Annotated in this window: 23 protein-coding genes; 16 read left to right on the plus strand and 7 right to left on the minus strand. The window is 35.6% G+C overall.

Annotated features, from left to right (window positions below):
• Nucleotides 1–44: 44 nt before the first annotated feature.
• Nucleotides 45–584 carry a DUF3267 domain-containing protein gene (locus CZ490_RS01070; RefSeq protein WP_077617140.1) on the plus strand — a complete coding sequence of 180 codons (540 nt, stop codon included), beginning with the start codon at nt 45–47 and terminating at the stop codon, nt 582–584.
• Between the two features lie 70 nt (nt 585–654).
• Nucleotides 655–834: a hypothetical protein gene (locus tag CZ490_RS01075; RefSeq protein ID WP_077620895.1), complete on the plus strand. Its 180-nt coding sequence runs from the start codon at nt 655–657 to the stop codon at nt 832–834.
• A gap of 74 nt (nt 835–908) precedes the next feature.
• Here CZ490_RS01075 and CZ490_RS01080 read toward each other — a convergent pair whose 3' ends face one another.
• Nucleotides 909–992 (minus strand): YjcZ family sporulation protein, encoded by an 84-nt coding sequence (locus tag CZ490_RS01080; RefSeq protein WP_121447089.1) that lies wholly within the window; start codon nt 990–992, stop codon nt 909–911.
• A gap of 301 nt (nt 993–1,293) precedes the next feature.
• On the opposite strand from CZ490_RS01080, the gene CZ490_RS01085 reads away from it, so the two are divergent.
• Entirely contained in the window at nt 1,294–2,166 is an 873-nt protein-coding gene (locus CZ490_RS01085) for a peptidylprolyl isomerase (RefSeq protein WP_077617142.1), read from the plus strand.
• Between the two features lie 73 nt (nt 2,167–2,239).
• Here the strand turns inward: CZ490_RS01085 and CZ490_RS01090 are convergent, their stop codons facing one another.
• The 4 genes from CZ490_RS01090 to CZ490_RS01105 all read right to left on the minus strand — a co-directional run bounded on the left by CZ490_RS01090 (nt 2,240) and on the right by CZ490_RS01105 (nt 5,035).
• Nucleotides 2,240–2,437: a sporulation YhaL family protein gene (locus tag CZ490_RS01090; RefSeq protein ID WP_077617143.1), complete on the minus strand. Its 198-nt coding sequence runs from the start codon at nt 2,435–2,437 to the stop codon at nt 2,240–2,242.
• A gap of 237 nt (nt 2,438–2,674) precedes the next feature.
• Nucleotides 2,675–3,193, minus strand: coding sequence for a tryptophan transporter (locus CZ490_RS01095; protein WP_077617144.1), 519 nt, complete (start codon nt 3,191–3,193; stop codon nt 2,675–2,677).
• 122 nt (nt 3,194–3,315) lie between these two features.
• On the minus strand, nt 3,316–4,398 hold the full coding sequence (gene serC, locus CZ490_RS01100; protein ID WP_077617145.1) for a 3-phosphoserine/phosphohydroxythreonine transaminase: 1,083 nt from the start codon (nt 4,396–4,398) through the stop codon (nt 3,316–3,318).
• Nucleotides 4,399–4,609: 211 nt separating this feature from the next.
• On the minus strand, nt 4,610–5,035 hold the full coding sequence (locus tag CZ490_RS01105) for an HIT family protein (RefSeq protein WP_077617146.1): 426 nt from the start codon (nt 5,033–5,035) through the stop codon (nt 4,610–4,612).
• A gap of 615 nt (nt 5,036–5,650) precedes the next feature.
• Here CZ490_RS01105 and CZ490_RS01110 point away from each other — a divergent pair.
• From CZ490_RS01110 to CZ490_RS01120, 3 genes are all read left to right on the plus strand, one after another.
• Nucleotides 5,651–6,388: an ABC transporter ATP-binding protein gene (locus tag CZ490_RS01110; RefSeq protein WP_077617147.1), complete on the plus strand. Its 738-nt coding sequence runs from the start codon at nt 5,651–5,653 to the stop codon at nt 6,386–6,388.
• Entirely contained in the window at nt 6,385–7,614 is a 1,230-nt protein-coding gene (locus CZ490_RS01115; RefSeq protein WP_077617148.1) for an ABC transporter permease, read from the plus strand. The genes CZ490_RS01110 and CZ490_RS01115 overlap by 4 nt, the downstream gene beginning before the upstream one ends.
• 68 nt (nt 7,615–7,682) lie before the next feature.
• Nucleotides 7,683–8,393, plus strand: a complete 711-nt coding sequence (locus CZ490_RS01120; RefSeq protein WP_077617149.1) for an EcsC family protein — start codon at nt 7,683–7,685, stop codon at nt 8,391–8,393.
• Nucleotides 8,394–8,439: 46 nt separating this feature from the next.
• Here the strand turns inward: CZ490_RS01120 and CZ490_RS01125 are convergent, their stop codons facing one another.
• Both CZ490_RS01125 and CZ490_RS01130 read right to left on the minus strand, forming a co-directional pair.
• Complete coding sequence (locus tag CZ490_RS01125; protein ID WP_077617150.1) at nt 8,440–9,639, minus strand: M20 family metallopeptidase; 1,200 nt, start codon at nt 9,637–9,639, stop codon at nt 8,440–8,442.
• A gap of 229 nt (nt 9,640–9,868) precedes the next feature.
• A complete protein-coding gene (locus CZ490_RS01130) occupies nt 9,869–12,004 on the minus strand; it encodes a GDYXXLXY domain-containing protein (RefSeq protein WP_077617151.1) in 2,136 nt (711 codons plus the stop codon).
• A 167-nt stretch (nt 12,005–12,171) separates the two neighbouring features.
• Here CZ490_RS01130 and CZ490_RS01135 point away from each other — a divergent pair, with 167 nt between their 5' ends.
• The 10 genes from CZ490_RS01135 (at nt 12,172) to CZ490_RS01180 (ending at nt 25,020) form a co-directional block, all read left to right on the plus strand.
• Entirely contained in the window at nt 12,172–12,861 is a 690-nt protein-coding gene (locus tag CZ490_RS01135) for a TerC family protein (protein ID WP_077617152.1), read from the plus strand.
• Between the two features lie 106 nt (nt 12,862–12,967).
• Nucleotides 12,968–13,300 (plus strand): YckD family protein, encoded by a 333-nt coding sequence (locus CZ490_RS01140; RefSeq protein WP_159439885.1) that lies wholly within the window; start codon nt 12,968–12,970, stop codon nt 13,298–13,300.
• A 182-nt stretch (nt 13,301–13,482) separates the two neighbouring features.
• The gene (locus CZ490_RS01145) at nt 13,483–14,838 is read left to right on the plus strand and encodes a transposase (RefSeq protein WP_077617154.1); all 1,356 of its coding nucleotides are present in this window, start codon (nt 13,483–13,485) and stop codon (nt 14,836–14,838) included.
• A 378-nt stretch (nt 14,839–15,216) separates the two neighbouring features.
• Nucleotides 15,217–16,788: a sensor domain-containing diguanylate cyclase gene (locus CZ490_RS01150; protein ID WP_077617155.1), complete on the plus strand. Its 1,572-nt coding sequence runs from the start codon at nt 15,217–15,219 to the stop codon at nt 16,786–16,788.
• A gap of 359 nt (nt 16,789–17,147) precedes the next feature.
• Nucleotides 17,148–18,611, plus strand: coding sequence for an extracellular solute-binding protein (locus tag CZ490_RS01155; RefSeq protein ID WP_077620896.1), 1,464 nt, complete (start codon nt 17,148–17,150; stop codon nt 18,609–18,611).
• Between the two features lie 285 nt (nt 18,612–18,896).
• Nucleotides 18,897–20,381, plus strand: coding sequence for an extracellular solute-binding protein (locus CZ490_RS01160; protein ID WP_077620897.1), 1,485 nt, complete (start codon nt 18,897–18,899; stop codon nt 20,379–20,381).
• Between the two features lie 122 nt (nt 20,382–20,503).
• Nucleotides 20,504–21,748: an MFS transporter gene (locus CZ490_RS01165; RefSeq protein ID WP_077617156.1), complete on the plus strand. Its 1,245-nt coding sequence runs from the start codon at nt 20,504–20,506 to the stop codon at nt 21,746–21,748.
• Nucleotides 21,749–22,000: 252 nt separating this feature from the next.
• A complete protein-coding gene (locus tag CZ490_RS01170) occupies nt 22,001–22,948 on the plus strand; it encodes an ABC transporter permease (protein ID WP_077620898.1) in 948 nt (315 codons plus the stop codon).
• A gap of 20 nt (nt 22,949–22,968) precedes the next feature.
• Complete coding sequence (locus CZ490_RS01175; RefSeq protein WP_077617157.1) at nt 22,969–23,844, plus strand: carbohydrate ABC transporter permease; 876 nt, start codon at nt 22,969–22,971, stop codon at nt 23,842–23,844.
• A 42-nt stretch (nt 23,845–23,886) separates the two neighbouring features.
• Complete coding sequence (locus tag CZ490_RS01180; RefSeq protein WP_077617158.1) at nt 23,887–25,020, plus strand: prenyltransferase/squalene oxidase repeat-containing protein; 1,134 nt, start codon at nt 23,887–23,889, stop codon at nt 25,018–25,020.
• Nucleotide 25,021 lies beyond the last annotated feature (1 nt).

Consider the following 25,021-nt stretch of genomic DNA (forward strand, 5'->3'; position numbering starts at 1 on the left):
ATTGTCTAATTATTACTTCTTATGATTGCGGATGGTGATTGAGTATGACTTGTTGGAAAACCATTAATCTTTCAAAGGATTATGGATTCCATCGAATTATCATGATATCCATGATTTCAATGTTAATTACATTTATTCTTTTTTATTTACCAATGATTCTAATGTATTCTTCAATTGAACCAAAAGAAGACGGGTCCTTATTTTTTTTATTCAGCTTATTCTTGATATATCCAGTTCATGCACTCTTGCATATTCTACCATTCTGGATAACGGGAAAGAAATTAAAGCTAACATTTAAATGGGTGTATGGCATTATTCCAATCGTATCTACTCGTTCTAAAAATGCGCTTTCTAAACCGTTTATTATTTTAGTAATGGGTACCCCTTTCTTATTTATAACAGGCCTAATGATTGGTGGATGTGTCTTATTTCCGGGATATATACATTATTTTTCGATTATTGCAGCCATAAATTTTGGATTATGTGTCCCTGAATTAATCTATATAGGACAGTTTATCAAGGCACCTAAATCGTGTACTGTTGAAGAAATAGAGGATGGGTATGATATTTTAATTCAAAAATAAAATGTTTTTTAGTTATATGAAGCAAACGTTAGTGTCACTTATTTTGATTTTTAGATGGGGGGATTTAGGAGTGATCTTATTTTATATTCCATTTGCTGCTTTTATATTGTTTTACATTAATCAAATGACTTACCGGCTCTGTGAGCAAAAAGAAATTCCTGATGACCGCCAGCCAAAAGTATATCGAACAATAAATATTTTAATTACCATTTTACTTATTTCCTCTTATGTGGAGATATTATTTACATGAAAAAAGGATGGCCTTTTCCCGGCCATCCTTTTTTTGTTGTGTTTGTTTACACTTCTGCTATCGCAGTGTTGATCTTAGAACCAAGCAGCACCAACGATGATTAATAGGATGAATAACACGACGATTAGCGCGAATCCACCAGCGTATCCGTGACTCATAATAACACCTCCATTTATCTTTGTACGGTATTTTATGCGAAATCATTTGTGAACGAGTAGGCGAGTGTCTCGCCTTTTAAAATCTTTTTCACAATTAGAGTTGAACCTGTAAAGGCTGATGCCTTATTATCAAGTTCACTATATCCTATTCAGCAATATTCTCCATGACTGTGCGAATGTCCCATTTTTTGAAGAATCTTGCGAAAATGTTTTCTTTCTCTTTTAAAAGTATGTTATAGTAATTTCTGTAGCATTGGACAAAAACGTAGATAAAAAATGTACATAAGTAGGAGTGTGTAGAATGAAGAAATCAATTATTGCCCTGACAGCGGCTGTAGGTATTTTAGGTTTAAGTGCGTGTAACAATGCCGATGATTCAGCGGTTCTTGTCGAAACTAAAGCAGGAAATGTAACAAAAGAAGAACTATATAATGCAATGAAGGACCAAGCGGGTGCTGTAATCCTTAAGGATTTAGTTTATACAAAAGTATTATCTGATAAATATGAAGTAACTGATAAAGAATTGGATGCAAAATATGATGAAATGCAAGCTGCATTAGGAGCTCAATTTGATGCAGTTGTAGAGCAAAATGGAGAAGATTTTGTTCGTGAACTACTTAAATCAGACATGCTAAAAGAAAAAGCAGCTCTTGATGAAGTTGAAGTAAAAGAAGGCGAAATTGTAAAAGCTAGCCATATCTTAGCTAAATTCTCAGACAATCCAAGTGAAGAACCAACTGAAGAGCAAAAAGCAGCAGCAAAAAAGAAAATAGATGAAGCTAAGGCTAAACTTGACAGCGGTGAAAAATTTGAGGATGTAGCAAAAGAATTCTCGGATGATGGTTCGGCTCAAAATGGTGGAGATCTAGGTTGGTTTGGTAAAGGCCGTATGGTTCCAGAGTTTGAAGAAGCAGCGTTTTCACTTGGAAAAGGTGAGACTAGTGAGATTGTTGAATCACAATTCGGCTATCACATCATATTAGTTACAGAAACGACTGAAGGCTTTGAAGACATGGAACAAGAGAAAAAGGATGAAATCCGTAAGGCGTTACTACAATCTGATCAAACGGGCGCTACTCTTCAAAAAGCTTTAGATAATGCAGTTAAAAATGCAGATGTTAAAGTGAAGGACAAAGATTTTAAAGATCTATTTGAAGCTCCTTCAGCAGAATAATAACCACGAAGAAGGACCGTTTAAACAAACGGTCCCTTTTTATCTTTGTCTAGCTCAAGGTGCTTTCTTGTTATCACATTACTTCTGGTTTATTGATTTGTTTGGATCGTCTTTCTCTCTCTTCGTTCATTCTTTCAATGTACACATTGCCTTCTTGCTCAATATAGGAGTCTTCAATTTGCTTTTCCTCTCTGGATGTCCGAATCACCATATATGCACTAAGAAGTACCCCAAATAATGCTACATATACAAACCAAGGTACTGATAACATCTAATCCACTCCTTGTCCTACTTTTTACTTCTACTATATGTTGGGATTAGAGTAGATATCACTCATTTTCATAGATTTTGGATTGGAATGGGATATCTATTGTGGGTAATTGGATTCTATCGATGTTATTTCGACTCTATCATTATCGACTTATCTTGTTTCTACCGATTTAACAACCTACTTTTTAATAAGTGAACAAAAAAAAAGTGCCCGACAATATGCCGGACACCCCTAAGATTATGCACTGACTGTGAAGTTTGTACGTCTAATAATTTGTTGAGCAATTGGTTGGATAATAGCCATTGCAATTGTACCCATTACAGTTGTTGGCAGGACAACACTTAAGAACAATCCGATGAATGTTCCTGGAAGACCAGCAACGATTAGTGCAATACTTAAGAATACAATTCCAGAAGCTAAAATTCCTATAGCAGTAACTGCACATATCATTACTATTGACTTGGTATACTTTCTTGCAGCAATGAAAATACCATAAAATACGAATGCTGAGATTACTTTATCGAATGGACTCGCAATTTGACCACCTGGGAAACTAGTTGTCAATGCAGAAATCACACCAGCGACAAGTGCAACAAGCAATACATATTTCTTTTCAGGAAAAAGGATAATTCCTAAAAACATCATGACTAACAATAAGTCAGGTTTCATTCCGAGATAAATCGGGGGCATTACGGCGTGCAGAACAGCACCCATTCCAATTAATAATGATAATAGTACTAAAATCTTTGTATTCATTTCTCATCTCTCCTCAGCTTTTCTAAGCTATATATTTTTGGGATTCTCCAATAGTGCACTAATTGCCTATTGCGAAAATCTTATCTATAAGTATATCAGACTAGTACGTTAAATTAAAGTTTTTAATTTTCTGATTTAAAGGTTTTCATAAATGAAGTAAGTGCTTCAACTGACTCATAAGGAACGGCATTGTAGATGGATGCACGGCAGCCTCCAATAGAGCGATGTCCATTTAACCCGACAAATCCCTTTTCTTTAGCCTGCGCTAAAAACTTTTTGGTAAGTTCTTCACTTGGAAGAGTATAGGATATGTTCATAATAGAACGGCTCCCTTTTTTTGCATGTGCTTTATAAAAACCATTAGATTCATCGATTGTATTGTATAGAAGTGCCGCTTTCTCAGTATTCTTTGCCTCGATAGCCGGTACGCCACCTTGTTCTTTTACCCACTCAAGAACGAGTGAAAGCATGTAAATTGAAAAAGTAGGTGGTGTGTTATATAAAGAATTTGACTGAATATGTGTAGTATAATCTAACATAGTTGGTAGATTGCTATTCCCTTCCTTCAAAAGAGAATCTTTAATGATAGCAACTGTAACTCCAGAAGGACCTAGATTTTTCTGAGCCCCCGCATAAATCATGCCGAATTGTTCTACATTTATCTCCCTACTTAAAATGTCACTCGACATATCGGCAATTAATGGGACATTTGTGTAGCTCGGGTATTTTTCCCATTGAGTACCATATATTGTATTGTTTGATGTAATATGAACATATGCTGAGTTGGTAGAATGCTCGTTATCCCTAATTTCTGGAATGAAATTGTATTTTTCTTCTTTACTGGTGGCAATTACATTGGTATCTCCTAGCCTTTTTGCTTCATCGAGTGCCTTTTGAGACCAAGAGCCCGTTAATATGTAGTCACCTGTTTTATCTGGTGTTAAGAAATTCATTGGAATCATTGAAAATTGAAGACTCGCACCACCTTGTAAAAATAAAACATGGTAGTCATCGGGAATACGCATTAGGGTGCGTAAATCAGAAATGGCTTGTTGATGAACTTGGTCGTATTCTTTGCTGCGATGACTCAATTCCATTACTGACATGCCAGATCCTTTAAAATTGAGTAATTCAGCTTGTGCACGGTTCAGCACTTCCTGCGGGAGAGCAGAAGGACCGGCATTAAAATTATAAGCTCGTTGCATGGTTGACTCCTCCTATATTTTTGTGACATGCTTCAGGCGCTACCGGCTCGAAGTTAAGCCAATTATGGTCGCGCTTGACGCATTTTCATATTGCTTTAGTTGAATAAAGTTATCTTATCATGTTTTCGAAAAAATTAAGAGTGAAATTTTTCGAAAAAAACGAAAAAGAACGAAATAAAAAAAGCAAGACATGAAGTCCTGCCTTACAAAATTAGCTTTGAATTGCTTTAGAAATACTTGAAGCGATATTTTGTAAATCTTCGCCTGAGTATTGGTTTTCATGTGACTTCCATACAATACCAAACCCATCACCTTTACCGTAGCGTGGTATGAGGTGTAAGTGGAAGTGAAAGACAGATTGTCCTGCCTGTTCACCGTTATTTTGCAATAGATTCATCCCGATAGGGTTAAATTCCTGTTTAATTGCATTTGCTATGGATGGAACAGATTCAAAGATATTCTTAGCAATTTCTGGTGATAGTTCAAATACGTTTTCTTTATGTACTTTTGGGATAACGAGAGTATGTCCTTTTGAAACTTGGCTGATATCTAGGAATGCATATACATGTTCATTTTCAAATACTTTTGCACTTGGAATTTCTCCATTTATGATCTTACAAAAAATACAATCACTCATTTAAGTCCATTCCTTTCAACACTATTTATATATTATCTTAGCACATCTTTAAAAGATGTAAAAATTTTCATGCCAATATGTTTATCATAAAGAAGAAACAGGATGCAATCGCAAAGGATGCATCCTGTTCTTGAAGAAGGGCATTTTTGTTATAGGTTTACGGTATCTTTGATAAACACCTCATTTTTTTAGGAATGAAAGTCTTTATCTAATGGAGTGAGTCAATTCCATAGTTCAAGCGGACCATCCCCTTGTCATTGTTTTATAAGTTATCACAACTTATAATTCGACTAGATAGTCTTTAACAAACACCTCATTTACAAAATAGTTTTATTTTGTTAGTGGTAATTTGTTACGAACCGGTATTTCTCTCACATTTCCCAATGTTACCATCCCCTTATAACAGTTTTAAAAGCTGTCGTCTAAAATAAGGATATTGTCTTTAACAAACACCTCATTCCAGGTAGATGATGAACATCCAAGGCTTTTTCTCGCCCTCTTCAAAAATTAGTATGGCCGTTTCAAATCAATTTATGCAAAGTTTTTAGCTATGTAAAAAAGGAAAATTTTGATATGATAAAAAGAAATAGTAGGGTGTTAAGAAGGGAGCTATACATGGCACTATTAGAGATAAAAAATCTAACCGGTGGTTACACACAGAATCCAGTTCTTAAGGATGTTTCCTTCCAAGTCAAACAAAATGAGATAGTCGGTTTAATTGGGTTAAACGGTGCAGGAAAAAGTACAACGATTAAGCATATAATTGGGCTGATGGATCCAAAGAAGGGGTCTATTCATATTAACGGAAAAACAATACAAGAGGACATGGAGTCTTACCGTTCGATGTTTAGTTTTATTCCAGAAACCCCGATTTTGTATGATGAGTTAACTTTATACGAGCATTTAGAATTAACTGCCATGGCATATGGTTTAGACAAAGAAGTATTTGAGGAAAGAGTACAACCATTACTTAAAGAGTTTAGAATGGAAAAGAAAGTGAAGTTCTTTCCTTCTAACTTTTCTAAGGGAATGAAGCAAAAGGTAATGATTATGTGTGCTTTTCTAGTTGAGCCATCCCTATACATTATTGACGAGCCGTTTGTTGGTTTAGATCCTTTAGGCATTCAATCACTTCTAGAGATGATGAACAACATGAAAAATCAAGGAGCTGGCATTTTAATGTCAACTCATATTTTGGCAACGGCGGAGAGATATTGTGATTCCTTTATTATTTTACATAATGGGAAGGTAAAGGCTTCCGGAACTTTAAACGATCTCCGTACACAATTTAATATGGAGAACGCAACCCTTGATGATATTTATATCAGCCTAACAAAGGAAGAAGAAGAATGATTGATATCAAGGAATTATGGAGAAAGCGTCAAACCCAACATTTTAAAGAAATAAGCCGTTACTTACGGTATATGTTAAACGACCATTTATTGATTGCTCTTCTGTTTTTAGGAGGAGGGGGAGCGTATTACTATAATTATTGGTTACAGGATGTCCCGAAAGATTTTCCGTATGCCATCCTTATAGCACTAATATTAGGGGGGGTTTTAACTGGAAGTCGTGTGCAGACCTTGTTGAAAGAACCCGATCTAGTGTTTTTATTACCTATCGAAAAAAAACTAACACCTTATTTTCAAAAGGCATTCTGGTACAGTTTTTTTTCGCAGATTTATCTATTGTTAATCGTTTTTGCAATTGCAGCACCTTTATATCTCGCTGTTACAGATAAAAGCCATACATCGTTAGTATCAATTTTTGTGATTGTTCTGTTTAGCAAGGCATGGAATCTGCTGTTAACTTGGTTTACTCAATATTATACAGAGAATTCTACATACTACAGTGATTTAGTCATTCGATTTATATTAAATCTCGTGCTTATGTACCTATTGTTTTCTGGTGCATCAATTCTTTTTATCGGATGTGTAGTCGTTATCAAGCTTGTACTACTCCTTTATTTTCAAAGGGCTGTAGAGAATAAGGGGATAAAGTGGAATACCTTAATTGAGTTAGAGTCAAAAAGGATGTTAACTTTTTATCGTCTGGCAAACTTATTCACAGATGTGCCAAAGTTAAAGGAACAAGTGAAAAAAAGACAATGGCTCAACTGGGTTACTGGTTTCATTGTGTATTCAAAGGAAAATACATTTCGGTACCTATACACACGAACCTTTTTACGTACGAGTGACTACCTAGGATTGTATGTAAGGTTAACCATAATTGGTGGGTTAATCATTTACTTCATCCCGTTTCACTACGGAAAAGCGTTTGTAATGATACTATTCTTATATCTGACTGGCTACCAGCTTATCACGCTATGGAGGCACCATAGCTTAAAAATTTGGGTTCAATTGTATCCTGTTAATGAAGCATCCAAGCAAGCGTCGTATTTGAAATTCTTATTCCAATTACTCGTTGTTCAATCAATTATTTTTACAGTTACAGTCTTATTAACTACAGAAATCGCAACAACACTCATTTTATTAGTGGCCGGACTTGTTTTTGTCTATCTGTTTGTATTTAGTTATACAAAAGGAAAAATTCGAAAGCTTGATCGTTTGTATGGATAATCATTCATTTGAAACCTTTGCATCTATTTATTCGTATACGTACTAAACATATAGAAGGGTAGAGGTGCATGAACGATTCATATATGTTAATGGTGGAAGAAGAATTATTTCAATGGCGTAAAAGGTTAATAAAGAAATCGAATATGCTTCAGCGGGTATCAAAAAAGGCTCAAACAAAGGTAAATGCTATGATACCTGAGAAGGCTCACACGGTAATAACAGAAAGTATTAAAAAAATGATTCAGGCAACATTAGTAGGTTCAGAATTCACAACCAAGGGTAACTATCCAAATAAGTTGACATTACAAGCGAAAGAAAAGTTAATTGATGACAAGTTAACAATCTATAGACGTACTGCAGCAGCAGAAGGAGCGGGAACGGGTGCAGGAGGATTTCTTCTAGCACTTGCTGATTTTCCATTGTTACTATCGATAAAAATGAAGTTCTTGTTTGAGGTTGCGGCAATTCATGGATTTGATACAAAAAATTATGAAGAGCGACTCTTCATATTGTATGTTTTTCAATTGGCATTTTCGAGTGATGAACATAAAAAGAGAACTTTTGAAATAATTGAGAACTGGGAAGAAGAGAAGCATAAGCTGGTTGAAGTGGATTGGCGTGTGTTTCAACAGGAGTACCGTGACTATATAGATTTCATTAAAATGCTTCAAATTCTACCAGGAGTTGGGGCGGTTGTAGGGGCTTACGCAAATTATAATTTACTTGATCATTTAGGTGAGGTTGCTAAGAACTGTTATCGTATCCGAATCTTAAAATAAATCTAAAAAGCAAGAATGCCTAACCATGCATTCTTGCTTTTTCCTTTTAAACAGTTGCTTTCTCTTGTTTTTCAATTGATAAGTAGTTTAAGGTAGCCGCACCTAATGTTTTAGCAGCAATGAGCATTGCTTTTTCATCAATATCAAATTTGGGATGATGATGTGGATAGGCTTTTGTCTTATCAACTGGCATTGCACCTGTAAAGAAAAAGGTTCCTGGAACATGCTGTAAATAATAAGCAAAATCCTCTCCACCCATTTGCGGTGCAGTTTCTTGAACGTGATGGACACCAGGTACACTTTTAGCAACTTCTACAAGGAAATTTGTTTGTTCTTCATGATTCACAACCGCTGGATAGCCTCGGTGAAATGCATAGGTATAGGAGGAGTCAGCCGCCATGCATGTACCCTTTACGATTCGTTCAATTTCACCTTCTATTTGAGTTCGAACCTCTTCACTAAACGTTCTAACTGTACCTTGTAGACTGGCTGTGTCAGCAATTACATTAAACGGATTTTCTGCAACAAATGAGCCAACAGTCACTACAGCAGATTCGATAGGGTCTACACGTCTACTCACAATTTGCTGTAAATTCGTAACAAGTTGTGACCCGATAACTATTGCATCCTTTGTTGTATGTGGATGTGCTCCATGTCCACCTAAACCTTGAATCTTAATTTCAAATCGGTCTGCAGCAGCCATGACAGGGCCAACACGATAGTCAATCGTTCCTGTAGGAATGGTTGACCATAAATGGGTACCAAAGATAACGTCAACACCTTCTAAACAACCATCTTCAATCATAGAAATTGCCCCACCGGGTGCGAACTCTTCGGCATGCTGGTGAATAAGGACAACAGTTCCTGTAAGCTGTTCCTTCATCTCATGTAAGGTCTTAGCTAAAACAAGTAAGGTTGCTGTATGTCCATCATGTCCACATGCGTGCATGACACCTGGGTTTGTTGACTTATAAGGAACATCTTTTTCATCCTGGATGGGCAGGGCATCAAAGTCGGCACGTAGTGCTACAGTTGGACCTGGTTTAGTCCCAGAGATTTTTGCAACGATTCCATTGCCACCGACGTTTCTACGCACCTCGACCCCTAAATTTTCATAGAAATTTGCGATATATTCGGCTGTTTTATACTCTTTAAATGAAACTTCAGGATGTTGGTGTAAATAACGACGCATCTCTACCATTTCAGCATACTTTTTATCTAAAGCATCATATAAGTTATGTAACATTTCTCGATTCTCCCTTTGCTTTGGCGTACGAGTAAATTATATCATGATTAACTTTATTCAACAGAAAAAACTTCTGTTGAATAAAGTTATAGCCTCCGGCGGATGCCACGATTTTTTAAAGGTAATTTTCGCGCAAGCTCGAAAAAATCGGGCGCAAATACGTCAAGGCGTATTTGATTTAGCATTTTATTGAAATTTTGCATAAAAAAGAGGAGGCAATATAGCCTCCCTAATAGATTGATTCGAGTAATGAATTTCCGTTTTTGGCCACTTTAACTTTGGCGTATTTTGCATCTCGTTGAAGGTCTAACCCCGTTCCTTCTTTTACGAAAAAACTTTCTATGCCCAAGATTATAGCATTGTAGCCATTATACTTACCGGCAATTAGAACTTCATCCTCGGCAAGTTTGTACTGGGTTGGTTCAATCGATGTCAGTATTTCTTCTCGTTGATAGACACCGTCCTCATCTTTTTTTGCGAGGATATACACTCTGTTTTCAGAATGAACATTATTTAGTTCATTAACTTCAGCAATCTCGTACCGTAAAATAACATAATCTCCTTGGAGCATGGAACGGGGGTCAACAGGAGCTAACTCAAGTGTGATTTCTGTTCCATTTTTCAATAATGACTCATTGCTAATGATTTGATAACCGACAAACGTTAACTGTAAAAGGAGAATGATTCCAATTAGCCTCCATTGCCTTTTTGAAAAAAGTTTTTCGTTTTCTAACTCCTTGACTTCTGATTTGCGTTCGTAATATTGTGTGATACCAAAGAAGATAAGACCAATAATCAGAAGAGAAAGTGATTTGTGTACAAGTGACCAAACTAGGTCATAATAGGTTGAAACAAGTAGTGCAATCCAGTACAACAAGGTCATACGAAAGAAAAATATCTTTTCCTTTCTTGAAAAGTAAAGTACAAGGGAAGTTGTGATAATAAAAAACAGAAGACTATATATAATTTCTTGCCAAAGTTGATGGTCGACAAAGGTGAGTACATAGAAAAAGAGTAAAGCGTAAAACAAACTTATACGATCCAAAAGGGACTCCGAACGAGTAAAGTAATAAACTAACGCATTTACAAATGCATACCCAATCAACACCATTTCTAGCTGTTCCCAAAGTTGAAATTCATCAAGTAATAGGTATAATGAACAGCCGATGAATGTTGAATAACTAAGAAAACGAATGATACCATCTTTTATTGCTATGATAACAACGATTGATATGACTAGATAGAAAATGGTGATTGGTGTTGAAAGAAAAAATGCTTCGAGTAAACCGGAAAAAAAACCGATAAATAGTAATGTATTTCTGACATAAGGCCCCAGTTTTTTTACAAACAAACCAACACCAATAAAGATAGTACTAAGGACTACAGTTGAGTAAGAGCTAGAAAAAAGCAGAAAGAGAACTCCACCAAAGCTTATTGAAAACATGAATGATCCAATTAGGGTAACTATTACAATTAATGTACCTTTAATTGTTTGCCCGATTTGGGTTTCTGAATGTTTAGATGATAAATGTCTGGCTAGAATAACTCCACCGACAATTAGGGCGATGGAAAAGATTGAACCTAAAATTTGTAAACCAAGAAATCCGATTGCATCTCCAAATAAGAATGGGATTTCAATAATCTTTGTGCACATGTAAATACTAACCATCGTAAATAAAATAATCGATATATATTTGTCAATTTTCTTCGTCACAAGATAAAAATAAGAGATAGCAGCATATCCAAGATATAAGAGATTGGTCCAGCCACTATAGGGTTCATACAATTCAAAAATACTCATAGTAATTAGCATAATATGTGTCATTATATATGACATATAACGAACGGCTTTATTTTGAAAAGAAGTTGAAAATGTAAAAATAAATAGGATTAAATTAATAACAGCAATGACGAGATATATGAGCCACTCTTGAAAGTCTGTGCGAATGATGTTATAGGATGAGGGGTTCATATAGAACCAATAGGCAAGATGAAATAGGATAAAGCTTAGTATCGAGAAAGGTCCATAGCGCGTGCTGATTGAGAGTAATAAAGCAGGAATCAGCCAAACAACAAATAGAACATAACTATCTGCGTGCGAATTATATATTTGGCCTATTAATGCTACACACAAACCAAAGGAAATTGCACCTGCCACCAATAGCCACTTCCCTAAAAATAGCTGGTGGGACAGGATTTTTGTGGATACTATAGATAAAAAATAAAATAACAACATTGCAGCTACGGCTAGAATTAGTTTTTCAAACCGAGAAAACTCTGGCCAATTTGCAGCGAAAAAGTATAGAACACCCGATAAGACCAAGACAATTGAAGCAAAGTATCCAAATGGAATCAGCTTCTTCATTTAAAACGCCCCTTTTCTACTAACAACCTGCTTATATTATATGTTATAAAGATGGTTGGTTGTATCGTTTATAATATAAATTTCCAATTTAGATGCCAATATTTAATGAACATTTTATATAAAGATAAATATGATTTTGGGTAAAATAATCTCGAGGTGAATTACTTATGGAATTGTTCTCAGGAGAGTTTTTTTCAGCTCTACTTTCGATTATAGTAATTGATCTCGTCTTAGCAGGCGATAATGCGATAGTAATCGGTTTAGCCGCAAGAAATTTACCTAAAGAACAGCAGAAAAAGGCCATTATCTGGGGAACCGTTGGGGCAATTCTTATTCGAATTGTAGCAACACTGTTAGTTGTATGGCTACTCGAATTGCCGGGATTGCGTCTAATAGGGGGAATCCTCCTAGTGTGGATTGCGTACAAGCTCCTTGTCGATGATAAGAATCATGAAATTGAAGCGAAAGGATCCTTCATCTCGGCAATTAGGACAATCGTTATAGCGGACGCCTTAATGGGACTAGATAACGTACTTGCAGTAGCGGGTGCTGCTCACGGTAGTTTTCTCTTAGTTGTTCTAGGGTTAATTATTTCAGTCCCTATTATGATATGGGGAAGTACGCTATTCATCAAATTGATTGATCGTTTTCCAGTTATTGTTACAATAGGTGCAGCTATTCTAGCTTGGACAGCAACAAAAATGATTGTTGAAGAACCGTTTCTAAAGGGCTTCTTTGAAAATGAATGGATTAAATATACATTTGAGTTGCTTGTGGTAATTGCTGTAATCTTTATTGGAATAAAGACAAAGAAAACGAAAGCACAGTCTATAAAAGAAAAACAGGAAGCATCTTAACAAAGGCAGCCTTCAAGGCTGTCTTTTGTTTTAATAAAATGTGTATAATCCTTGGTTAAATATGGATACTACAAAAAGATACATAACTCAGAAAGGATGTATGAAGATGAAAAGAATCACATTGTCTGTTTTTGCTTTATTACTAAGTATCTTTTTTGTAGGGGGTATTCAAGCTTCCGCAGAAATGGGAAAAGACACAGAAAAGCCAAATGTAGAACTATCTGATAAACAAAAGCAAGAGTTAGATAAGCTTTATCTCGAACTTCTTGAAACAAAAAAAGAAATTATTAACAAGTACGTTGAATATGGCGTGCTCACGAAAGAAAAAGCTGATAAAAAACTAAACTGGCTAGATGAGCATTACGAAAAAATAAAAGAACATGGCTACATTCCAAAGCATCATCATAAGAAAGATAAAAATGATAACGAAAATGATTAAATAACTAGGCTAGATAAAACAGTTTTGTTTTGTCTAGTTTTTTTTCTTTACATTAGAATCAATTTCATAAATCTGAGCCCAACGGGCTCAAGGCTTTCAGACACTAAAAAAAGGAGTACCTCCCCAGATGTCGAAATAAGTAAGTACCACTACAAACTTATGAGACTGGAGGAAGACTCCCTATGACTATTATACGACAAGGAAGCCTGTTTGACATACAAGAATTATACGACTTAGAACCTACCCAACGTTTTGAGGCTATTTTTTCTACTATTGACATTGATCCCATCTTCGCTGTGGTAACGAAGAAATCACGTTTTGGTAGACCTGTGGAGCTTAATTATGCGGCAATGATTTACTCATTAGTTGCACGCATATCGGAACGAATTCCGTTCATTAAAGACTTGGTAAAGCGATTAAGAAACGATATGATTTTCCGACTAGACTGGGGCTTTTTGGTTTCTGATATAGTCCCTTCTGAGGCAGCTTATTCAAGAATTGTAACGATCCTCAGTGAATCTGAAGTTCTTGAAGGGGCTAAGAATACGATTCTAAATCAAGTCATTACAGAAGGGTTTATCAACGATGATACTGCAGCCCTTGATGCCTCTCATTTTGAAGCGAAGGATCAGGCTCCTCCAAAAAAGGAAAAAACAACATCTGAACCTAAGAAGCGTGGTCGCAAATCAAAGGAAGAACGTGAAAAATGGCTGGTTGAACAAGCTGAACGTGAAGTAAATCTTCCTCTTTATGAAAAGAAAATTGAAGAACAGTTGGACGTTTCTTTGTCTGAACTTCGTTCTCAAATGCCCCAGGATCCACAATGGGGTGTGAAGAAAAACAGCGAAGGAAAGAACGTTTTTTGGTATGGTTATAAAGCACATTTGTTAGTTGGCACAAAAAGTCAATATATCCTTCAATCTCTCTTTTCTTCTGGAAATTTAAATGATGGAAAAGCAGCCATTCCTTTGTTAAAAGGAATTCAAGAAAATGTTTCTTTAAAGACCCTTCGTTATACAACGATGGATGCTGGGTATGATTACGAACCAATTTATGAACAAGTTCATCGATTGGGATTACAATCCGTCATTGCTTATAATAAACGCAATGAACCCGAACCGATCGGTTTTGATAAACACTTTGCCCCAACTTGTTTTAGGGAACATTCCTATCGTTACGAGAGTTATGACGCAAAATACGAGACCCTAAAATACACGCGTCCAAAAGAATGTAAGGATTGTCCGTTAGCCGATCAGGGAATATGTCAAAAAGTATATAAAGTAAAGATTACCACTGATCTTAGAAAGTACACTGCACCAGCCCGAGGTTCGAAAACTTGGAAAACAATATTTAAGCGCCGAACCGCAGTAGAACGTGTAAATGCTTATCTGAAGGAGTACTTTCAACTTAACAATGTTCGTTATCGAACTGGAAAACGTGCTAAAGTTCACTTTGATTTGGTGACATTGGTTTATAATGCTTCAAAATTGGCAGCAGATCGTATGAATGCAATGTTAAATCAACGGCAAGCTGCCTAAACTAATGGCGATGAGAAAACTATAAATATTTTAACTTTGTTGATTGGAGCAGAAGGCGGCGACTCCTGCGGGAAAAGCGTGTCCAGGTGAGACCCCGCAGGAGTGAAGCGACGAGGAGGCTCACGGACCGCCCGCGGAAAGCGTCCGCCTGGAGCGGAAATCAACAACAAAGTTCGTAGTGTTAAATTTTTAAAAATCCCAAATTTCTCTTAGGGATACTTTAATCATTTTTAAAATAGGCAATTATGAAATTGATTCATTAAACAAAAAAATGATTTCTCTTCCCCCTAATATCTGCTATCATTTACTCTTGATAAATGTCGATTATTGTAAAAAAAATATAAATTATATAGACTCTTTCATTAGGAGATAGCATAAATGAGGAAGCGTAAGGGCCTTCGAATTCAAATTGCAATTAGCTTATTAATAATCATGACCATTCTTTGTACTCTAATCGTTGCAGTATATTCATCACATCTAAGCTTAAAAGAAACGTTAAAGAATAGATACTTGGAAAATAATTATACGTATGCAAAAAAACTGTCACTAAGTACAGGTGACTTGTTTTTTCAAATGCAAAAAAGTATAACGTCACTAGGTAATATAATAGGAAATCATCCCATTAGCCAGGGGGATTTGGAAGAATGGAGAAATGCAAACAGTAATTACTTCAACTCAATATTTATTACGGACGAAGATGGTGTTATCAAGAATATAAGCCCGGAGATTGTTACGTATAAATCGAAAGTAACGGCAGGGACTAGAATCCAATCAGAAACCGTACAAATAGCGCTGCAATTACAACGTCCATTTATTTCCGAACCTTATAATGGAACATCTGGTCAATTAATTCTGTTAATCTCCGCTCCCATTTTTAATCAAAGTGGCCAATATGAGGGATTAGTTGGAGGAACCGTGTATTTAGAAGGAGACAATGCCTTAAAAAAGATGCTTAACAATCATAGTTATGATGATGGTTCTTATGTCTTTGTTGTCGACGGTAGCGGAAAAATAATTTATCACCCCGATTCAAGTAGAGTCAATGATAATGTTTCAGAAAATAAAGTAGTCTCAAAGATGCTTCAAGGAAAACATGGATCAGAAGTGGTTAATAATACGAATGGAAAGGATTTTTTTGCCGGATACGCAATTATTACCGATACAGGTTGGGGGATTGTTTCACAAACACCAATAACTGTATTGGAAGAACCTCTACAAAATTTGGTTAAAATGATGATTTATCGTTCCTTTCCATTACTACTGCTAATTTTAATCATCGGTGGTGCCTTAACTATAAATTTATCAAAACCAATAAATAGATTAGCAAGATTATCTGAAGTGGCAAGTACTCAGAAAAACACATCTATGAATTTGAGCAAGGTTTTAACTAAATCAAACATATATGAAATACGTCAGTTATATCATCACATTGCGAATTATTTCACACTATTAAACAACCAAATTCAATTAGATGGATTAACAGGACTTGTTAACAGGAGAACGTTCGATCTTGTTGTTAATGAGTGGTTAGAGGAAAAATTGTCATTCTCATTAATTATTTTAGATATTGATTATTTTAAAAAGGTAAATGACACATTCGGTCACTTAATAGGGGATGATGTTTTAAAGCAACTAGCCGAATTAATGAAATCTGTTACAGCGGAAGAGGATATTTGTTTTCGATATGGCGGGGAGGAATTTGGAATACTAATGTTGAATAAAAATCAGAATGAGGCACTTGAAGTTGCTGATGCATTAAGGAGATTAGTAGAAAGTAGTCCGAATCCAACTGGTCAAATAATCACTATCTCATTGGGTGTCACTACATCAGGTATGGACGATCAACATGCCAAACAAATTGTTGAGAGAGCCGATATAGCTCTTTACGAATCCAAGAAATCAGGAAGAAATCGTACTACTCTTTACGCAAAAACAAAAAGGTTGCAATAAAATAGGAGGTTTTTTTTTCCTTTTTTTATGAGATAGTTAACAATGACCGGATTAAACATAGGTGACCTTGAAAAAAAGTCTTAAATTAGTAGTAGTCAGGCTATTTATAGGTGACTACTTTTTTTGCTGTGAAAAAATATGTCTAGAATAATAAATAAAGTCTATGACACATAGTCAATTTCTTACAACTCAATCTCGAAAAACCTTATAAACCCTTGTATAATAGGAGGAACAAAGATTGTGATTATTTACGGAATTTTGAAAGTCAACTAGATTTAGGAGGTAGTATAGATTTCAACTAGGAGGTATTAGTTTTGAAGAATAGTAAAAAGAAAGTTTTAGGACTATCCCTTGCATTAATGCTAGGTGTCGGCGGGCTTGCTGGCTGTGCAAGTTCTAACTCATCCGGGAATACAAATTCAGATGGAAAAACGAGTTTTACAATTATGGCAAATCTTTATACACCGGAAGTTCCATCGGATAAGATTGAAAAACTACTTGAAGAAAAGACAGGTGTTGATTTAAACATTCAATGGACACCTGATACAAGTTATGAAGAAAAACTTAACACTGCGTTTGCAACAGAGACCCTTCCAGAGGTTGTGTTCCTAAAGAACCAAACAACCTTTATTCAATTTAAAGAAGCTATTCGTGATGGTCAGTTTTGGGAGATTGGACCATATTTAGATGAGTTCCCGAACCTTAGTAAACTTAATGAACAAATATTTGAAAATACAGCAGTCGATGGTAAGATTTATTCGTTATACCAAGGAAGACCATTATCTCGACAAGGATTAATTTATCGTAAGGATTGGGCTGACAACCTAGGATTAGAGGCTCCAAAATCCATTGATGACGTGTATGAAATGGCTAGAGCATTTACGGAAGACGATCCTGATGGAAATGGAAAAGATGATACATTTGGAATCACTGACCGTGCTGATTTAGCATATGGATCTTTTAAAACAGTAGCTTCATGGTTTGCAACACCGAATGGCTGGGGTGAGAAGGATGGACAACTTCTCCCAGAATTTATGTTTGATGAGTATGTTGACACAATGGATTATATTAAAAAACTTCGTGATAATGGCTATATCAATCAAGACTTCCCTGTAACAAGTAAAGAAGATCAACAAGCATTCTTTAAAAATGGTACTGCAGGAATGTATATTGGCTCAATGGCTGATGTTGTAAGTATTGATAAAGATGCTGTGGCCCTTAATCCTGATGTAGAATTTGAAGTTCAAAATAAAATAGTAGGACCTACTGGTGAATATGGCATCTGGGCGATACCAGGCTATGGAAATGTCGTGTTATTCCCTAAATCTGCAGTTAAAACTGAAGAACAACTTAAAGAAATCCTTGGATTCTTTGATAAATTAGCGACACCAGAAATAGCAAACTTAATTTTCTGGGGTATTGAAGGTGAACATTATACAGTTCAAGATGGTCGTGCATTAGCTTCAGAAGACACGGATTTAACGACGAGAGAGGTTAAGCCGTATCAATCATTAGAAATCGGTGAACCGAAGACGAATGGAAGATATGAAGGGGTATTTACACTACCGGCAAAAGAAAAGGCAGAAGAATTAATTGTAGACAATGAAAACTACTTAATTCATGATCCAACCGTTCCACTTGATTCTCCAACTTTTGCTGAACGAGGAGAATTGCTTAACCAGAGAATTAATGATGCTACATATCAATATATACTCGGTGATATAGATAGAGATGGCTTTAAAAAGGCGATTGAGGATTGGAAAAAGAATGGCGGAGAAGAAGTAATAGCTGAATTTAATGACGCTTACCAGAGCATTCAATAGCTGGATTACCATTTAGATGAAGGTTGAAAATTGCCTTCATCTTTTTGACTGACTTGTCCACTTCTCGAAAGATTCTAAACGTTTTGTAAATGTAATAATCATTTTCTTATAAATGCCTTTGAAAGTGCTTACAAACTGCGATTCTATAGGGTTATGTGAGAATTTGATTATTCACATCATCATACCATAGAGATAAATTTAAGGTGCATCATCAAAAACAAAATATAGGGGGTATTTAGTTTGAAGAAAAGTAAGAAGAAGTTTTTAGGTTTATCCCTTGCACTAATGGTAGGGATAGGCGGACTTGCTGCTTGTTCAAATGAAAGCGCTTCAGGAGACAAGGATTCAGACAAGCCAAAAGAACAAAAAGAGGAGAAAGTTAGCTTTACACTAATGGCTAACCTTCACACACCTGAGGTTCCATCTGACAAGGTTGAAAAATTATTAGAGGAAAAAACAGGTGTAGATCTAACGATTCAGTGGACTCCTGATACAAGTTATGAGGAAAAATTAAACACTGCATTTGCAACAGAAACCTTACCAGAAGCTGTATTCTTGAAAAACCAAACAACATTTATTCAATTTAAGGAAGCCATACGTGATGGTCAGTTCTGGGAAATCGGTCCGTACTTAGATGAGTTTCCAAATTTAAGCAAACTAAATGAACAAATCTTAGCTAACACAGCTGTTGATGGAAAGATTTATTCAATTTATCAAGGAAGACCATTATCTCGCCAAGGTTTAATCTATAGAAAAGACTGGGCAGAAAAATTAGGTCTAGGAACTCCTGAAACAACTGAGGATATTTATGAAATGGCTAAAGCATTTACTGAAAATGATCCGGATGGAAATGGAAAAGATGATACATTTGGATTAACTGATCGTAGTGACCTAGTTTATGGAGCATTTAAAACTGTTTCTTCTTGGTTTGGTACTCCAAATGAATGGGGAGAGAAGGACGGAGAACTACTTCCAGAATTTATGTTTGATGAGTATGTTCAAACAATGGATTTCTTTAAAGACCTTCGTGACAATGGATATATCAACCAAGACTTCCCAGTAACAAGTAAAGAAGATCAACAGTCATTCTTTAAAAACGGAACAGCTGGAATGTATATTGGTTCAATGGCTGACGTTGTAAGTCTTCATAAGGATGCAGTTCAGTTAAATCCTGATATTGAATTCGATGTTCATAATAATATTAAGGGGCCACATGGAGAATTTGGAGTTTGGGCAATCCCTGGTTATGGAAACGTAGTATTATTCCCTAAATCTGCTGTTGAATCTGAAGAGAAACTAAAAGGAATTCTAGGATTCTTTGATAAATTAGCTACTCCTGAAGTTGCTAACTTAATTTTCTGGGGTATTGAAGGTGAACATTACGAAGTTCAAGATGGTAGAGCTTTAGCTTCAGAGGACCAAGACTTAACAAACCGTGAAGTTAAACCATATCAGGCAATTGAAATTGGTGAGCCTAAGACGAACGGAAGATATGAAGGGGTATTTACATTACCTGCTAAGGAAAAAGCGGAAGAATTAATCATTGATAATGAAAATTACTTAATCCATAATCCAACAAATGCACTTGATTCAGCGACTTTCGCAGAAAAAGGAGAACTCCTTAACCAAAAGATGAAGGATGCAACGTATCAGTATATCTTAGGAGATCTTGATAAAGCGGGCTTCGAGAAAGCAATTGAAGATTGGAAGAAGTCTGGTGGAGACGATGTAATTAAAGAATTTAACGAGTCTTACAAAAAGTCAAAGTAAATTACTGAACTCTTAGAGCGAAAATAAAAGGCTGTTCCATACAGCCTTTTATTTTATTCATTTGCTATGAAAATCAAAATCTACTACTGTACAAATCTTTCTTTTTTTAGGATGTGTATTATATGTTCCGTATTGAAAAGGCGAGAAGATTAAATCAACAAGCCGTTATTTCCCTTGTGAATCATGCCATTTACCAATTCGGAAATTCAATGTCTTTAATCTTTCTCAATATATATTTATGGAGGTTAACCAATAGCCTATTTATTAATGCAATCTTCAACTTAGTTGCAATTCTTGCACAAGCAGTTACAACGTTCTCAATTGGTAAGTTTGCAAAGCAGAAAGGAAAACTACTCGCATACCGATTAGGAATTTTTATTACTGCTTTTTTTTATCTCTTCATTTTAATAGCGCAAGAACAAATCGTAACGTTTTATCTTCTCTTTGCAATTATGAAGGGCTTTTCACAGGCGTTATATTGGCTCGGTTATTTTACGATTGTTCATGAGGTATCGACAAACGAAAACCGTTTACGGGTTTTAGGAATAAACACCATCGTGATGAATGGAACCAATCTAGCGGGTCCAGCGATTGCGGGAATGATCATTGGGCTTTATTCCGGATTCCAAGGCTACATGATAGTATTCGGTGCAGCATTTTTCATGTTCGCAATAGCAGCAATCGGAAGCTTGAAATTGAAAAAAGAAGAGAATCATCATACATCCTATTACATGAAGTATTTACCGTTAATTGTAAAAAGGGACCCGGGGTTTAAGAAATCACTTTTCGGATGGTTTATCTTAGGGTTTCCACATGGGATATTATCTTTTATTCCTGCCATTTTATTATATGAGATTTTTCTAAAGGAACAGACGGTAGCTTACTTTAACATGGTTTTTTTATCGTTATCTATTCTATCAAGCTATTTAATTTCAAGGTTTGCTCAATCAGAAGGGACCTTCAAATATTTGCTCTTGTCGGCTGCGGGATTCACACTCTCAACCGTTGTTTTGCTTTCAAATCTATCAGCATTGACAGTCATTTTGTTCATGTCCATTTATTCTTTATTTAAACCCTTGCAGGGGAATTCATATGAAGCCTTTTACTATAACAAGATTGGAAATCTCCCATTAAAATCAAATTTCAGGACGGAAGCTGTCGTTCTAAGGGAAACGATTATCAATCTAGGTAGGGGGTTTGGCATAATCATTTTCTTAATTTTTGTAAATGGGATTGAAGCAGGAAGTATTCCAATTGTTCTCTTTGCTTTAGCGATAGTACAATGGTTCATCCCTTATTTGGTAACACATAATCAATCCTCTTTATCAAAAAAAAATAGTCGACAGTATAATCATAATCTAAGATAAGACCTCAAAGTCTTTGAAACCGTTATAATCTACTGAATATATGAAACTTTGATTATTTACGATATCTAAAAAGATTTACAAAATACAGGTATAAGGTTTGTTTCATATCGGTAACACAAACAACTCCTATTTGTATTTGTTTATTAACAAACCTTAAAGCGAATACATTCACAATTATGACTATATGAAGAAAGGAAGATGATGGTGAAGTCAGAGACAGTTGTTGACCAAAACAGCCAAACAGAACTTTCAATGAAACAGCCAGCTGTTAGTTCTGATTTGGAAAGAAGCTTTAAAGCCGAGATAAAAAGGCGCATATTTAAAAACAAATTATTATATTTAATGATCCTTCCTGGTTTGTTGTATTTACTAATTTACAAGTATGTTCCAATGTTTGGTCTAGTCATTTCATTTCAGGATTATAAACCTTACCAAGGAATCCTTGGAAGTCAATGGGTAGGTTTTGAACACTTTGCTCGCTTATTTACAGATTCAGATTTTTGGACGATTTTTAGAAATACACTTGTACTTTTTGGATTGCATATTTTTATAGCGTTTCCAATTCCAATCATATTAGCTTTGATGTTAAATGAAGTGAAAAATCTTTTCTTTAAACGTACAATCCAATCACTCATTTATATTCCACACTTTATGAGTTGGGTAATCATCGTATCAATCAGCTTCGTTTTATTAACAATGGATGGCGGCTTAATCAATGAATTATTAGTAAGTCTTGGATTTGAGAAGGTTAACTTCCTAATGAATAAAGACTGGTTTAGACCTGTTTATATCATCCAAGTTGTGTGGCAAAGTGCTGGGTGGGGTACAATCATCTACTTAGCGGCAATTTCTGGAGTGGATCCTGGTCTATATGAGGCGGCAAAAATGGATGGAGCAAGTAAATTACGTCAGATTTGGCATATCACTTTACCAGCCATACGACCAGTAATTATTGTCCTCCTTATCCTAAAAATTGGGGATGTATTGGAGCTTGGTTTCGAGCACGTATATCTATTACTAAATGCATCAAACCGTAGTGTTGCTGAAATTTTCGATACGTACGTGTATACAACAGGATTATTACAAGGCCAATATAGCTACAGTACCGCAGTTGGATTATTTAAAGGGTTAGTTGGTTTAATTCTTGTTGTCTTTGCTAACCGAATGGCTAAGAAATTCGGAGAAGAAGGTATATATTAGGACTTTAGAGGGGTGAGAACGTGGTAGGAGAAAAAGAGTTAGGAAGTCGTATTTTTCGGTGGGGAAATAACCTGTTACTTATTTTGATAGCACTTACAATGGTCCTGCCATTTGTGCATGTTATCGCAGCCTCATTTACAACGAGTGCAGAGTTAGCAGATAAACGGTTCGTATTATTTCCGACAGTTTTTAGTTTAGATGCTTATAAGTACATTTTCTCAACAGATACAATCTTTAAGGCGTTGTTTGTTTCAATCGGAGTTACCTTTATCGGAACATTGTGGAGTATGTTTATCACATTATTAACAGCCTATGGATTGTCACGTAAAGAATTAGTTGGTAGAAGGCAAATCTTGTTTCTATTCGTATTCACAATGTTATTTAGCGGTGGGATGATCCCAACTTTCTTAATAGTAAAAGAGACAGGGTTACTTGATAGTTATTCAGCATTAATTATCCCTGTTACAATTAACGTTTTTAATATGATAATTTTACGAAGCTTCATCATGGGGTTACCAGAAGGCTTAATTGAGTCCGCTAAAATTGATGGTTGTAATGATTTTGGAGTGTTGTTTAGAATCGTATTACCGATTTCGAAGCCAGCTCTAGCAACCGTTTCGTTATTTTATGCTGTAGCATACTGGAATACGTATATGCATGCAATTCTCTATATAAATGATGCAGCAAAATGGCCAATACAGGTTTTACTACGACAAATTGTTGTTCTTGCAAGTGGACTTAGCTATGATAGCTCTGAATTTACAAATATTCCACCGCCAGATATTACAATTAAAATGGCTGTTATCGTTGTGGCAACAATCCCTGTATTAATGGTATATCCATTCTTACAAAAATACTTCACTAAAGGAGCTATGCTTGGCTCAATGAAGGAATAGTGGAATTTATCTAACAATAATATAGTTGAAGGAGAGGTACAGATGGATGTAACCAATTCATTAGAGAAAATGGATTCTCTATTTGAGGGATTTTTTGAATGGCTGGCAGGCCAATATGATCCGTTTACAGGTGGTTTTTACTATGCAAAAAGCTCTGTATCTGACAGCTCCTTTTCACCTGATATCGAGTCAACTGCTCAAGCTTTAAATATCTTATCAAGAAATGAATTACTTACTAAAATGCCCGTAGAATTACGGGCAAAATTTATTTCTTTTTTTCAACAAAAACAAGACCCTGAAACAGGTTTTTTTCTAGATGAAGATCCACACATGAAGAATGATGAAGTAATGGTTAGCAGAGCCTTCAACTATTCAGTGAATTCTATTAGACGATTGGGTGGAAAACCACTCTTTCCATCACCTATAGACCTTAATAAAGCACCCAATTATGTGAACACAAAAGAAGAATATCTAAATAAATGGAAAAGCATTAGTTTAGTGAATAGTTGGCGTGGCTGCGATTTATTAGCATCATCATGTATGTATATCGGGCAGATGGAACCAAATCAGCAGAAAGAAATGATTCAAGCTGCTGAAGATTATTTGGAGAGTATACAAGATACAGAAACAGGGCTTTGGGGAGAAGGTAGCATGTATGTTCAAATTTCAGGAACTTTCAAACTCCATACGTTTTATCATAAATTTGGCCTACCTATGCCGAGAGTTGAAAAGATATATAAAAGTATCCTTCGATGTTTACGTACTGAAACTGCAAAGGATATGTGTTACATCCGAAACCCAATTGATTTGTTGTCCTATATCAATCTTGATATTCCAAAACAGGAGCTTGAAGAAATTTTTCAAATAACAGTAGATAATATCGAAAAACTAAAACGTCCAGATGGTGGTTTTTCAAGAGAAATAGGGAAATCCCCTACTGCACCAAATGTTGCACAAGTGAAGTCAGACGAATTTTATCCAGAAATGCCAGAGGCGGTTCATCTTGGTAAAGGGTTATATGAAGGCGATATGAATGCCAGTACTCAGGCAACACTTATTCGTTTACAGATGCACAAATTAGTAGGCAAAACCGCTAGCCCGATAAAGGGTTCTGAGATCTTTTATACATTATTAAAAAAATTAAATGATATAGCAAATAATTGTTGGAGGGAATAGA

Source organism: Litchfieldia sinesaloumensis, from assembly GCF_900156865.1.
Taxonomy (GTDB): Bacteria; Bacillota; Bacilli; order Bacillales; family Bacillaceae_L; genus Ferdinandcohnia; species Ferdinandcohnia sinesaloumensis.